This window comes from Sulfurospirillum sp. UCH001 (assembly GCF_001548035.1).
Classification (GTDB): Bacteria; Campylobacterota; Campylobacteria; order Campylobacterales; family Sulfurospirillaceae; genus Sulfurospirillum.
Genome location: NZ_AP014723.1, coordinates 2554484 through 2568027 on the forward strand (window position 1 = coordinate 2554484; position 13544 = coordinate 2568027).

The 13544-nt window shown below is 42.0% G+C and carries 7 protein-coding genes, 2 tRNA genes and 3 rRNA genes; 2 read left to right on the plus strand and 10 right to left on the minus strand.

The features are described from left to right. Nucleotide 1 precedes the first annotated feature (1 nt). Nucleotides 2-2869: a molybdopterin-dependent oxidoreductase gene (locus tag UCH001_RS12845; RefSeq protein ID WP_067178392.1), complete on the minus strand. Its 2868-nt coding sequence runs from the start codon at nt 2867-2869 to the stop codon at nt 2-4. A gap of 11 nt (nt 2870-2880) precedes the next feature. After that, nucleotides 2881-3909, minus strand: coding sequence for a sulfurtransferase (locus UCH001_RS12850; RefSeq protein WP_067178393.1), 1029 nt, complete (start codon nt 3907-3909; stop codon nt 2881-2883). A gap of 223 nt (nt 3910-4132) precedes the next feature. Between UCH001_RS12850 and UCH001_RS12855 the strand changes: the two genes are divergently transcribed. Together UCH001_RS12855 and UCH001_RS12860 are read left to right on the plus strand one after the other, a co-directional pair. Next, nucleotides 4133-4498: a hypothetical protein gene (locus UCH001_RS12855; protein ID WP_067178394.1), complete on the plus strand. Its 366-nt coding sequence runs from the start codon at nt 4133-4135 to the stop codon at nt 4496-4498. After that, on the plus strand, nt 4491-5297 hold the full coding sequence (locus tag UCH001_RS12860; protein ID WP_067178395.1) for an Mrp/NBP35 family ATP-binding protein: 807 nt from the start codon (nt 4491-4493) through the stop codon (nt 5295-5297). The genes UCH001_RS12855 and UCH001_RS12860 overlap by 8 nt, the downstream gene beginning before the upstream one ends. A 19-nt stretch (nt 5298-5316) precedes the next feature. Here UCH001_RS12860 and UCH001_RS12865 read toward each other — a convergent pair whose 3' ends face one another. The 8 genes from UCH001_RS12865 to UCH001_RS12900 form a co-directional block, all read right to left on the minus strand. Beyond that, nucleotides 5317-6816: a DUF3373 family protein gene (locus UCH001_RS12865; protein WP_067178396.1), complete on the minus strand. Its 1500-nt coding sequence runs from the start codon at nt 6814-6816 to the stop codon at nt 5317-5319. A gap of 40 nt (nt 6817-6856) precedes the next feature. After that, the gene (locus tag UCH001_RS12870; RefSeq protein ID WP_067178397.1) at nt 6857-7195 is read right to left on the minus strand and encodes a hypothetical protein; all 339 of its coding nucleotides are present in this window, start codon (nt 7193-7195) and stop codon (nt 6857-6859) included. Between the two features lie 247 nt (nt 7196-7442). Further along, entirely contained in the window at nt 7443-7781 is a 339-nt protein-coding gene (locus UCH001_RS12875) for a hypothetical protein (protein ID WP_067178397.1), read from the minus strand. A 344-nt stretch (nt 7782-8125) separates the two neighbouring features. Further along, nucleotides 8126-8241: ribosomal RNA gene (rrf, locus tag UCH001_RS12880) — 5S ribosomal RNA — on the minus strand. A gap of 134 nt (nt 8242-8375) precedes the next feature. Beyond that, nucleotides 8376-11286, minus strand: a 23S ribosomal RNA gene (locus tag UCH001_RS12885). 198 nt (nt 11287-11484) lie between these two features. Next, a tRNA-Ala gene (locus UCH001_RS12890) sits at nt 11485-11560 on the minus strand. A 1-nt stretch (nt 11561) separates the two neighbouring features. After that, nucleotides 11562-11638: transfer RNA gene (locus tag UCH001_RS12895), tRNA-Ile, on the minus strand. 95 nt (nt 11639-11733) lie between these two features. Beyond that, nucleotides 11734-13242, minus strand: a 16S ribosomal RNA gene (locus UCH001_RS12900). Together the 16S, 23S and 5S rRNA genes with 2 tRNA genes alongside form the textbook arrangement of a ribosomal RNA operon. Between the last annotated feature and the right edge of the window lie 302 nt (nt 13243-13544).

Here is a 13544-nt window from a genome sequence, read left to right on the forward strand (position 1 = left end):
CCTACCCCCTTGCCTTTTCAAAATTAACCGCGCCATCATAAGCATATTGATTACCATCCCAAAGTCCTCCAAACTTCAAATGCCCCCAGCCATCTGCCATTTCCAAAAGATTAAGTGCTGTTGGTACTACTTCATTGTGCCCTTTTTTATGTTTATACATATAAGGCTCCCAACCATGCTCCAATACAAGCCCATCGGGTGGACAGGAGGAGCTTAGTTTTGCCATAGCGTAAAACTCGCCCAAAGCGTTATAAACACGAATCTGTTCACCATCTTTCACCCCTTTAAGCTTTGCCACTTCGCGGTTTACCTGAATGGCAGGAACCCCACGCTGTAAACGAAGTAAGGTACGGCTTGTTTTATAGTTGGAGTGAATACTCCATCTTGCATGTGGTGTCATCATAACAAATGGATGTGCTTTGGTGTCAGGGCGAATGCCTTGCATGCCTGTGTTGGTTTGAGCACCCATTTTGATATACATGTCATGGTCAACATAAAACGTTTGGCGACCACTCAGTGTTTCTAAGCGCTGAAACTTAAAGAGATGATCTTCATTAGAGTTAAACGGCCTATCGGCGTACAGTGGTGAGCTTTTGGCTGCTTTTTCATTGAGCTGTAAAAAACCTCCTGTTTTGTACATCTTCTCAATCGTCCACGGTTCATACTGAACACAGTTCGCAAGAGCAGCTTCCACCGCTTGTTTGTCTGTGCCTAAAAGTGGTTCCATCTCTGATCGACTCTCTTCATCATTGTTTGTAAACTCTTGGTGTACGATGGTAAGATCATGGAAGCCCTCTTTGGCATAGCGTTTGTCATCTTTGACTTTGGCTTTTTCTTTATTTTCTGGTTTATTGGCGATTGCTTCAAGCTTTTTGGTGATGAGCGAGAACATACTCCATTCATCCATCGCTTCACCTACAGGCTTGAGATTTTTTGCAGGTTGCGCTAAGTTGGTAAAGCGATGATACCCAGGACTACTTCGTATATCCCACACCTCATAGTGACTTTTAGCTGGTAGTAAGATGTCTGCAAAGACAGCTGCTTCACTCATACGGGTATCGACATAGGCAAAGTATTTGGTTTTTTTCAAAAACGCTTCTTTGTAGTCACTGCCTTTGTTACGTCTAAACTTCGCGTCTGCAACGATGAGTGCAATTTCTGGCGTCCAGTGTGGTTTTACCCCTTTTTCTTTGCCATCTTTACCTTTTTCAAGAAGCAATGAAACAACCTTAATATACTCCTCTTTGCTCATCCCATTTTGCGCTCTACGCACATCAGCATCGCTAAAATACTTCTCAAACGTTTTCATACCATCGCCCAAGATAAATTCACCCACAAAGCCTGAACCAAAACGTGCGGTGTATTTGCCACTAAAGCCGCTTAACGCCTCTAGCCCACTGAGTTGGAACTCATTTTCGGTATTGAGCCCGCCATACGGTCCCATACGTCCTGTCAAACCGCAGATAGAAGCGATGTTCCATATAGACATCATTCCATTGAAGTATTTGTTCAAACTAAAACCTGTGGTGATTTCCACAACTTTTGGCAAAGCTATGTCACGTGCAAGTTGGCGTACCGTGTCAGGATGAACACCTGTCTCTTTTTGAGTAGATTCAGGGCTAAAGCGTGCAGTGCTTTTCTTTAACATCTCAAAAACAGTGGTTACTTTCACTTTTTCACCACTTAAAAGCGTTACCTCAAATTCGCCCTCCAAGAGTGGTTCAATACCAAAGTCACTAAGACGCAGTGTTTTATGTTCACTGCCTTCGCTTCCAGGCATCACTGCAGGGGCGTTGGTTTTGGCATTCCATGCGTAAAATTGCTCATCAAAACTGTGATGTTCTTTCTCATCTTTTGCTTTTTCCACCTCTGAGCGTCGCAATAGTTTCTTGGTGTCAACTCTCACTAAAAACGGAAGATCGGTATAGGTTTTCGCAAAAGTAGGTTTATACATCTTTGCATTTAAAATCTCATAGATAACGCTCATCGCAAGGATGTTGTCGCTGCCCGCTTTGATGGGTATCCACAAATCTGCCGCACGAGCACTTGCATTAAACTCAGGGGTAATAACGATGATCTTCGCGCCATTGTATTTGCCTTCCCACACAAAGTGCGCATCAGGAATACGTGAGACAGAAGGATTGCCACCCCAAAAGACGGCAGTGTTTACCGTGTACATAAAGTCATACGTACAACCAAGATTTCCCTCACCATAAGCAATGGCTGCACCACTAAACATATCACCAAGGTAAGAGGCAGGATAAATCCTTACAGCACCAAGTTGTGTTGAAAGACGAAGTGGACCGCCTCGTCTACCTTCTGTTAAAAGTCCTGTTCCTGCATGTACCATTAACTTCTCAGGACCTTTTTTAGGGTCTGTCATAACATCCCAAATCTTTTGTGCGACTTCATTGGAAGCTTCATCCCAACTGATGCGTTTCCATTTTCCTTCGCCTCTTTTGCCCACACGCTTCATCGGATAAAGCAATCGGTCTTTCTCATACATGATCTGAGAGTGTTGTACACCTTTGTTACAGCCTCTTGGGTTAAAATCGGGTACTTTTGCATTGATAGATGGGTAGCGTGACGATTGGTTTTCACGCGTTACAACCCCATTATTAGACCAAATTTCCCATGAACAGTTACCTTGGCAGTTCACACAGTGGTACGCAAAGCCATGCTCCTCTTTTTTACCATACGTAAAGCCAAACTCATTGCGGTACATCTCTTCGCTATAGCTGGTGTTAGGGTAGTTCTCTTTTGCATTTTCGATTTTGGTAACACCCGTCTTGGCAAACGCATACCCTTCTCCTGCGATCATCGCTGCGGTTGCGCTGGAGATTTTTAAAAAGTCTCTTCTCTTTAGCATACGTTTCTCCTCTATCTTCGTATCGGTAAGTTCATATCATTTGCCCACTCATCCCAACTTCCTGTATATACTTTTACATTGGGATAGCCCAAAAGCTCTAGTGCTGTGATGATGTGTGAGCTTCGACCTGCGCCCACATGGCAATACGCATAAATGGTTTTATCTTTGGTAATGCCATTTTGTTCAAAAACAGCTTGCATTTTTTCCAACTCTTTAAAAGAGAGCTTTTTATCCATATCTGTCACGTTTTTCCACTCAATGAACGTTGCTCCTGGTATATGCCCACCACGTGCTACATTGTCCATTTTGCGCTCACCCATAATCTCTTCAAAACCACGTGCATCAATGATTGCATAAGAAGATTTTTGTCCCTTTTGTATCAAATCTTCCACCGCTTTGCGCAGTTCATCTTTACCCGCAATATAGTTGTAATTCACTTTACTTAGATCAATGCTATACTGCTTTGGAGTCACTTTACCCTCAGCACCTTTTTGCACAATGAGCTTTTTTTCTTGATCTTTCAACTCGGATGTAAGCTTTTCAACTAAAGCTTTGTCATCTTTCGCCTCTTTAATCTGTGCCTTGATGCCATCATAAATTTTTTGCTCAGGATCAGCCGCCATCATTGCAGCGCGCCCACCATTCAGAATTTTCACTTTCTCATGTCCAAAGCTCTTAAAAAAGGCATAAACACCTGTGGCATTAGGACCTTTAAAGTCATCATAGGCAATTACCAATGTATCATTATCGATCCCTTTGCTTCCAATGTAATGCTCCGCTTCATCCTTGCACATAAAAAGTGGAGCACACTCCATTTTGCCGGTAATGCTTGAATGATGTAAATGATGTGCATACATCTCAACGGAGCCTTTAATGTGCCCTGTCGCGTAAATGTCTTCGTCATCACCCGTAACAAACATGACTTTCTCTTGCCCAATGAGCTTCATCGCATCTTCTGCTGATATCAATATGTCACTTGATGTAGCAAAGAGTGTTGATGCACCAATAAAGCTTAAGAGAATACCTCTTAACCATCCCATAAAAACTCCTTTTTGTAGCATTTTTACACAATAATAAAGGCATAAATAACCAGCAATAAAATAATTTTCAACATTTCATGCTCTAAAAGTCTGAAGATTGCTGAATTGTTACTTTATATCCTAGTTATTTACTCGATTTTAGTCTGCATTTACTTAACGCGTTGTAAAATAATTTAAGTATTATTAATTTGTTACATAAATATAACTTAACTAAAGGAAAGCCATGTATGTTCACCCAGAAACCTTCCATGCGCAGATACATCTACTTTCATTGTGGCAATGTGGTTGCTACATAAATGCTCAAAATATCATAAATATAGGATCAGCACTTGGGATAGAACTTCCTTTTAAAAAACGTTCATCTCTCTTGCAAACACTTCTTTTACATGTCAAAAAATCACAACAAGAACAACGCTTTCTTGCTTTAATGTGTGATCTTTTGAACCATAAAGCACAAACATTGCAACTCCATATGATGGATTACCCTAAAGCAGCGCTTTTTATGCAGCCTTGTGTTGCTAAAATAGAAAAAACGAAATATCTTTTAAACCGAGAATTTGCGCTATCTACAAAGGATGAAAATGCATAAAACCAAGATACCTTATGGCTCAACACAAAAACCCAACAACAGAGCACCGTATGCCAAAAAAGTTATCGCTATTAGCAGTGGCAAAGGAGGTGTTGGTAAAAGTACCGTAGCAGCCAACCTTGCTGTAGGGCTAGCGCAAATGGGTTTACAGGTAGGACTTTTAGATGCTGATATTTACGGACCGAGCATTCCAAGACTTTTAGGTGTCGAAACAGAAAAATTGCGTTGGAATGATGACAATAAAATGATCCCCAGTGAGAATTTTGGTATTAAAGTGATGAGTGTAGGACTTACAACGCCCAAAAGCGATACCCCTTTGGTTTGGAGAAGTTCGGTAGCCGTAAGTGCTTTAATGCAATTTTTGGAAGATGTAGCATGGGGAGAGTTGGATGTTCTTATCATCGATATGCCTCCAGGAACAGGCGATGTACAGCTCACAATGGCGCAAGAGCTTCCTTTGTGTGGCGCTGTTCTCGTCACCACACCGCAAATGCTCTCAACCGATGATGTGAGTCGTGCCATTGTGATGTTTCAAGACATCCATGTGCCTATTTTAGGGCTTGTTGAAAATATGAGCTATTTTATAGCACCCGATACAAAAAAACGTTACGATATTTTTGGAAGTGGGGGGGCTCAAAAACTCTGTTCTACTTACACTATCCCTCTTTTAGGACAAATCCCAATTAAAAGCGATATTTTAAACCTAAGCGATCAAGGCAAAATTGCTATAGCTTTGGGGGAATTTGAAACGAAAAAGATGTATGAGAGTATTGTGAGAAAGATAAGAGAGGTCATATGACCTCTCTTGGAAGATCAAATTAGTATCTGTATCTTAAAGAAGCACGAACGTTTTGTGCTGTTTTAACCGCGCTTGGTGTGGTATCAACATCCATTGGTGTACCAGTCCAGCCAAAGAATGTATCACTACCTGTATAGTCATAATCTATATAGATGTAACTAAGTTGTGCTGTCAAGTTCTTTCCAGCAATTGGCAAGATGTAGTAAATTTCATAAGCATCACCACGTGTTGCAAGTTTAGATCCTGCTAAAGTATCTTCACCATAGGTAAAGCTTCTCCAATATTTACTACCATGGTTGTATTCTAAACCAAGTCGTTGACCTTTCATGATACCAGGAACTTGAACACCTGTATAAATAGATGAACCTGTTTCGCTATCCATTGAACCTAACATTCCAGGCATAGGTAATAAACTGCTACCATACATACCAATAGGTTGATTTTTATTAGGATCTGTTTTGCTGAAAGCATAAGATAGGAAGAATATAGTATCATCTAAGAAATCATTGATCCCATCACCTATGCCATTAACTTGTAATGATAATGCACCACCTGTCATATCACCTACATCCATAAAGTTGAACATTGGTGCATAAACTGTTTTTGTTGGGTCCATAGGGTCCGTAGTATATGCGGCACGCATTCCAAATACGTTCATATCCATAAGATTTTTAGCCATAAAATAATTACCCATAATCTTATATTGTCCATTATCAAAGAATTGAATAATTAAACCAGCTAAATCCATATTTGGATTATTACTGTCATTAACATATCCTGGATTAAAACCAGTACTACTCATAGCATAAGAGCCTGTTGTATTAGAAAATCCTCTACCTAAACATAATTTTGCATAAAGACCTGAAATACCTGTAACTTTATCAAAATCAAATTTAAAGCTTGCACCATCAAATTCCATATTGATATTATGACCAATTGGTGAAGCTGGATCTTCATTCCCTGCTCTTAGATTAGTTAAGAAACCATCAACTGATGGACGTCGGCCAAATGAAGCACTATAATGAACATCACCCATATCACCTGTGTATAAGAAGTAAGCTTCTCTTAAACGAATAGTTGAATCATTTGGCTTTTGTGAATCATACCAATCAAAATTTTGAAAATAACTAGTACCACTCATATTTGTTTGACCAAATGCTTTATAAGCTGCTAAAGAACCCTTAAAGACTACGTTATCTAAAGGTTGCGCTCCCATACCGAGGATAAGTTTGTTTGTCCAAATACCATTATCTTGATCAGGAAGACCATTAATTTTATAATCAACAACATCATATGCTGTTCTAAAATCAACTGTCCATTTAATATTATCTCCTGCATCATGCGCTTTAATCTCAGAAACTTGAGCTTTCAGTGCATCTACGTTGAGTTTTGCTTGAGCATTTTTCAACTCAGCCATTTGCGCTTTAAGCGCTTCAATTTCCTGCTTTAATGAATCATCAGCTGCAAATGCTGATGATAAAGCTACTCCGACAAGTAGTGGTGCGATGATTTTTTTCATCTTTTTTTTACCTTTTTTAAGTAAGAATTATTTAACACTATTAGCAAGACGGAACGTTACCGCTATCGCTTGCAAACTCAACACAGAAATCTCTAATATCTGGCATAAATTTCTCAAATTTATCGCCTTTTAAAAATGCCTCTAACCCTGGATACTTTTTAGAGTACTCAGCAACAAATTTCTCTGCTTTTCCATCAAAAAGAGCTTTCCACTCCGCTTGAGTGTGTTGTGTTGCGAATTTCGCACCATTCATTCCTGAACCATCTTTCATGTATTTAAGATAGTACTTCTGCCCTTTTGCCGCATCTGCAAACGCAGATGTACTCATCATGCCTACCAATAAGAAAGCTGAAACAAGTAAACCAAAGACTTTTTTCATCATTTCTCCTTTTCAAATTTTAGATATAGAGTCATCATAACAAAAGTAAAATAAATTTTAATTTAAAAAATGGACTTTGAAGACAAATAAGTAAAATTTATTTTTACTTTTTAAGATTAATCTGAATTTTAAAGGTTCAAAACTGAATATTAGGGGTAATAATAGTAATTTTAATTTAACTTTTATAGGAACTTTTCAGTTAAAAGTCAATTTTAACTGAAAAGCCTTATTGTATTTTAGTAGATAATTAGCAAGATGGAACGTTGCCGCTATCGCTTGCAAACTCAACACAGAAATCTCTAATATCTGGCATAAATTTCTCAAATTTATCGCCTTTTAAAAATGCCTCTAACCCTGGATACTTTTTAGAGTACTCAGCAACAAATTTCTCTGCTTTTCCATCAAAAAGAGCTTTCCACTCCGCTTGAGTGTGTTGTGTTGCGAATTTCGCACCATTCATTCCTGAACCATCTTTCATGTATTTAAGATAGTACTTCTGCCCTTTTGCCGCATCTGCAAACGCAGATGTACTCATCATGCCTACCAATAAGAAAGCTGAAACAAGTAAACCAAAGACTTTTTTCATCATTTCTCCTTTTAATTGAGTTTATGAAAACATACTAACGCAAAGAGACTAAAAGCTAATTGAAAAAATGAAACTTATAAAATGAATAATAATTATAATAAGAATGAATGATGGTGATAAAACGAATAGTATATTAACTCTTCAGTCAATTATATCTCAACATCTAGAACAAGAGAAATATATGAGATTCGCGTATACGATATATACATATGAGATAATGATAAGAGTTTTGAGTATATAGATAGAGAGCTGTAGATATGTAGAAACGATCTTTTAGCTTTTTTGCTGCTTGCGATATTATGAATAAGGGATTGAGAAAAGGGAAGGTTAAAGAAGAATCACGGAACTGGCAGCGACCTACGTTTCCATCTCAGTAAGAGAGAGTATTATCGGCGATGAAGAGCTTAGCTTCCTGGTTCGAAATGGGACAGGGCGTTTCCTCTTCTCTATAGCCACCAGAATCGTGAATTAAATCTATTCGCATTATAAGCTAAATAGGCTTAATTCACCATTCTTTAGTGATTTTAGTATTGTCTGTCAACAAAGCGCTTTACACTTAATAAGGAAGTGAAATAGCATTATCATACGTTAATATAGAATAAGCCAAACGACCTATTAGTACTGGTCAGCTAAAGGGCTCTCACCCATTACACACCCAGCCTATCAAACATGTAGTCTTCATGAGGTCTTCAGGGAAAGTTCATCTTGGAGTTGGCTTCCCGCTTAGATGCTTTCAGCGGTTATCACATCCGAACATAGCTACCGGGCGATGCTCTTGGCAGAACAACCCGTACACCAGTGGTTCGTTCAACCCGGTCCTCTCGTACTAGGGTTAACTCTCCTCAACTTTCCTACGCCCACGGCAGATAGGGACCGAACTGTCTCACGACGTTCTGAACCCAGCTCGCGTACCGCTTTAAATGGCGAACAGCCATACCCTTGGGACCTGCTCCAGCCCCAGGATGCGATGAGCCGACATCGAGGTGCCAAACCTCCCCGTCGATGTGAGCTCTTGGGGGAGATCAGCCTGTTATCCCCGGGGTACCTTTTATCCTTTGAGCGATGGCCCTTCCACACAGAACCACCGGATCACTATGACCGACTTTCGTCTCTGCTCGACGTGTATGTCTCACAGTCAAGCTGGCTTGTACCATTATACTCTACGAACGATTTCCAACCGTTCTGAGCCAACCTTTGTAAGCCTCCGTTACTTTTTAGGAGGCGACCGCCCCAGTCAAACTACCCACCAGACATTGTCCTGAACATAGATAATATGTCCCAGTTAGCTATCAGAATAAAGAAGAGTGGTATCTCAACAATGGCTCAGGTGCAACTGGCGTCACACCCTCAAAGCCTCCCACCTATCCTGCACATCTTTATCCCAACAGCAGTGTCAAGCTATAGTAAAGGTCCACGGGGTCTTTCCGTCTTGCCGCGGGTAGGAGGAATTTTCACCTCCACTACAATTTCACTGGATTCCTGGTCGAGACAGCTCCCATCTCGTTACGCCATTCATGCAGGTCGATATTTAATCGACAAGGAATTTCGCTACCTTAGGACCGTTATAGTTACGGCCGCCGTTTACTGGGGCTTCGATCAATGGCTTCGCTTGCGCTAACCACATCAATTAACCTTCCAGCACCGGGCAGGCGTCACACCCTATACATCCTCTTACGAGTTAGCAGAGTGCTGTGTTTTTGGTAAACAGTCGGGAGGGACTCTTTGTTGCAACCTTTTCCGCTTTTTGGAGCAAGTCCATATACAGAAGGAGGCACACCTTATACCGAAGATACGGTGCTATTTTGCAGAGTTCCTTAACCAGATTTCTTCCACGCGCCTTAGAATACTCATCTCACCCACCTGTGTCGGTTTACGGTACGAGCAATAACAGATATACTTAGAAACTTTTCTTGGCTCGACGGCATCAACGATTCACCATCCACTCCGAAGAGTATCAAGTGCCTGTCAGGTCTCGAATAAAAGATTACGGATTTGCCTGTAATCTAATCTACACCCTTCGAACAACTATTCCATCAGTTGCCTCGTTTAGCCCTAAGCGTCCTTCCATCGCGCTCTATTATTGGTGTTGGAATATTAACCAACTTTCCATCGACTACCCCTTTCGGACTCGTCTTAGGTCCCGACTAACCCTACGATGACGAACATCGCGTAGGAAACCTTGGGTTTTCGGCGAAGGGGATTCTCACCCCTTTTATCGCTACTCATGCCTGCATACTCACTTCTAGCCGCTCCAGCGCTCCTTACCGGTACACCTTCAATGCTGACTAGAACGCTCTCCTACCACTCTACTATGTAGAATCTACAGCTTCGGTGGATAACTTTAGCCCCGTTATATTTTCCGCGCAGAATCGCTAGACCAGTGAGCTGTTACGCTTTCTTTAAAGGATGGCTGCTTCTAAGCCAACCTCCTGGTTGTTTAAGCAACTCCACATCGTTTTCCACTGAGTTATCACTTTGGGACCTTAGCTGGTAGTCTGGGTTGTTCCCCTCTTGACGACGCATTTTATCACCCGCCGCCTGACTGCCATGATTACATATACGGTATTCGGAGTTTGACAGGGTTTGGTACCTTGGTATAGGCCCTAGCCCAATCAGTGCTCTACCCCCGTATACTACAACATGACGCTATACCTAAATATATTTCGGAGAGAACCAGCTATCACGAAGTTTGATTGGCCTTTCACCCCTATCCACAAGTCATCCCAAGACTTTTCAACGTCAGCGAGTTCGGTCCTCCACTAGCTCTTACACCAGCTTCAACCTGCTCATGGATAGATCACTTCGCTTCGGGTCTGCAGCATCTGACTAATTCGCCCTATTAAGACTCGCTTTCGCTACGGCTCCGAGTTTTCTTAACCTCGCCAGATACCACAACTCGCAGGCTCATTATGCAAAAGGCAGTCCATCACCCTGATAAATCATAGGGCTCTGAATGATTGTAAGCAAATGGTTTCAGGTTCTATTTCACTCCCCTCACTGGGGTTCTTTTCACCTTTCCCTCACGGTACTGGTTCACTATCGGTCTGTAAGTAGTATTTAGGGTTGGGAGGTGGTCCTCCCGGCTTCAGACAGAATACCACGTGTTCCGCCCTACTCAGGATACTGCTAAGATGAATCTAGATTTCGTATATGGGACTATCACCCGCTATGGTTAACCTTTCCAGGTTACTCTACTACCTATCATCATTCTACAACGCAGTCCTACAACCCCAGATGCAAGCATCTGGTTTGCCCTCTTCCAAGTTCGCTCGCCGCTACTATCGGAATCTCTATTTGATTTCTTCTCCTCTGGCTACTGAGATGTTTCACTTCGCCAGGTTCGCCCCCCGCAGGGTAACTGATATTACTATCAGCTGGGTTGCCCCATTCGGATATTCACGGATCAAAGCTTCTTGACAGCTCCCCGTGACTTTTCGCAGTCTAGTACGTCCTTCATCGCCTCTTACAGCCTAGGCATCCACCATTCGCTCTTAATAGCTTACCTATTTGTATTCTAATGCACATTTCACTCCCTTATTAAATGTAAAACATCTAACAAGTTGTAAATTGTTTTTTTTGCGTTTTGTTGACTTTGACAATAATAAATTAAATAACTTTAGACTAAAAAAGTCTAATATCAACTCTTAAAATAAAGAACTGATATTAAACTTCTTCTCTCTTGTTTGACAATGTCCATAAAAAATGGTGGAGAATAGCGGGATCGAACCGCTGACCTCCTGCGTGCAAAGCAGGCGCTCTCCCAGCTGAGCTAATTCCCCATGGTGGGCTTAAGAGGACTCGAACCTCTGACCTTACCCTTATCAGGGGTACGCTCTAACCACCTGAGCTATAAGCCCCTCTATCTTTCATTCAATCTCTCAAAACTAAATAAGCTTCCCTAGCTTAGGCTCGCCAGAGACACCATTGTGAGATAGTGTCTCATATACTCTAGAAAGGAGGTGATCCAACCGCAGGTTCTCCTACGGTTACCTTGTTACGACTTCACCCCAGTCGCTGAACCCACCGTGGTCGGTAACTAGTTTAGTATTCCGGCTTCGGGTGAATTCAACTCCCATGGTGTGACGGGCGGTGAGTACAAGACCCGGGAACGTATTCACCGTAGCATATCTGATCTACGATTACTAGCGATTCCAGCTTCATGGAGTCGAGTTGCAGACTCCAATCCGAACTGAGACTAGGTTTTAAGATTTGCTCCACTTCGCAGTATCGCTTCTCTTTGTCCTAGCCATTGTAGCACGTGTGTAGCCCTGGGCATAAGGGCCATGATGACTTGACGTCGTCCTCACCTTCCTCCTCCTTGCGAAGGCAGTCTGATTAGAGTGCTCAGCCGAACTGTTAGCAACTAATCACGAGGGTTGCGCTCGTTGCGGGACTTAACCCAACATCTCACGACACGAGCTGACGACAGCCGTGCAGCACCTGTCTCTAAGTTCTAGTAAACTAGCACTCCCATATCTCTACAGGATTCTTAGGATATCAAGCCCAGGTAAGGTTCTTCGTGTATCTTCGAATTAAACCACATGCTCCACCGCTTGTGCGGGTCCCCGTCTATTCCTTTGAGTTTTAATCTTGCGACCGTACTCCCCAGGCGGCACACTTAATCTGTTAAGTGCATTACTGCAATGACTAGCATCGCAACAACTAGTGTGCATCGTTTAGGGCGTGGACTACCAGGGTATCTAATCCTGTTTGCTCCCCACGCTTTCATGCCTCAGCGTCAATAATGTTCCAGTAGATCGCCTTCGCAATCGGTATTCCTGGTGATATCTACGGATTTTACCCCTACACCACCAATTCCATCTACCTCTCCCATATTCTAGGTAACCAGTTTCGAGAGCAGTTCAACGGTTGAGCCGTTGGATTTCACTCTCGACTTGATTTCCAGCCTACGCATCCTTTACGCCCAGTGATTCCGAGTAACGCTTGCACCCTCCGTATTACCGCGGCTGCTGGCACGGAGTTAGCCGGTGCTTATTCATAAGGTACCGTCATTATCTTCCCTTATAAAAGGAGTTTACACACCGAAATGCGTCATCCTCCACGCGGCGTTGCTGCATCAGAGTTTCCTCCATTGTGCAATATTCCCCACTGCTGCCTCCCGTAGGAGTCTGGACCGTGTCTCAGTTCCAGTGTGCCTGATCATCCTCTCAGACCAGGTAGGCGTCATAGCCTTGGTAGGCCGTTACCCCACCAACTAGCTGATACCATAAAGCCCCATCCTTTAGCAATAAATCTTTCCCAACTTACCTTGTGATAAGAAGGAATATGGGGTATTAGCAGTCGTTTCCAACTGTTGTCCCCCACTAAAGGGCAGGTTAGCTATACATTACTCACCCGTGCGCCACTAACGAAATAAGCAAGCTTATTTCATCCGTTCGACTTGCATGTGTTAAGCACGCCGCCAGCGTTCACTCTGAGCCAGGATCAAACTCTCCATAAAATTTTTATGAAGTGTTCTTCATTTGACTTATCTCTTTGTTTGCGAAGAGTTGATAATCTCTTACTTTATTTGCGTCCTGGCTAAGGTCGCTTATTTAGATTTCAAAGATTGAATTTGACATTGTTAAATTGTTAATGAACTTGAACGCAAATCCCCAACTTTGGGCCGTTCTCTTAAACCCCGTTCTCTCAAACGAGGACGAAATTATATATTTAACCTCCTTAAATCTAGGTTAAATGAATGAAGAAAATAAATATAATTTCAAATCAATCAAGTTTTTATCTTTTATGAAATAAAACGCT

Coding starts and splice junctions, on each gene's coding strand:
- UCH001_RS12845 (WP_067178392.1), bottom strand. CDS start 2,869: ATGCTAAAGAGAAGAGACTTTTTAAAAATCTCCAGCGCAACCGCAGCG.
- UCH001_RS12850 (WP_067178393.1), bottom strand. CDS start 3,909: ATGGGATGGTTAAGAGGTATTCTCTTAAGCTTTATTGGTGCATCAACA.
- UCH001_RS12855 (WP_067178394.1), top strand. CDS start 4,133: ATGTATGTTCACCCAGAAACCTTCCATGCGCAGATACATCTACTTTCA.
- UCH001_RS12860 (WP_067178395.1), top strand. CDS start 4,491: ATGCATAAAACCAAGATACCTTATGGCTCAACACAAAAACCCAACAAC.
- UCH001_RS12865 (WP_067178396.1), bottom strand. CDS start 6,816: ATGAAAAAAATCATCGCACCACTACTTGTCGGAGTAGCTTTATCATCA.
- UCH001_RS12870 (WP_067178397.1), bottom strand. CDS start 7,195: ATGAAAAAAGTCTTTGGTTTACTTGTTTCAGCTTTCTTATTGGTAGGC.
- UCH001_RS12875 (WP_067178397.1), bottom strand. CDS start 7,781: ATGAAAAAAGTCTTTGGTTTACTTGTTTCAGCTTTCTTATTGGTAGGC.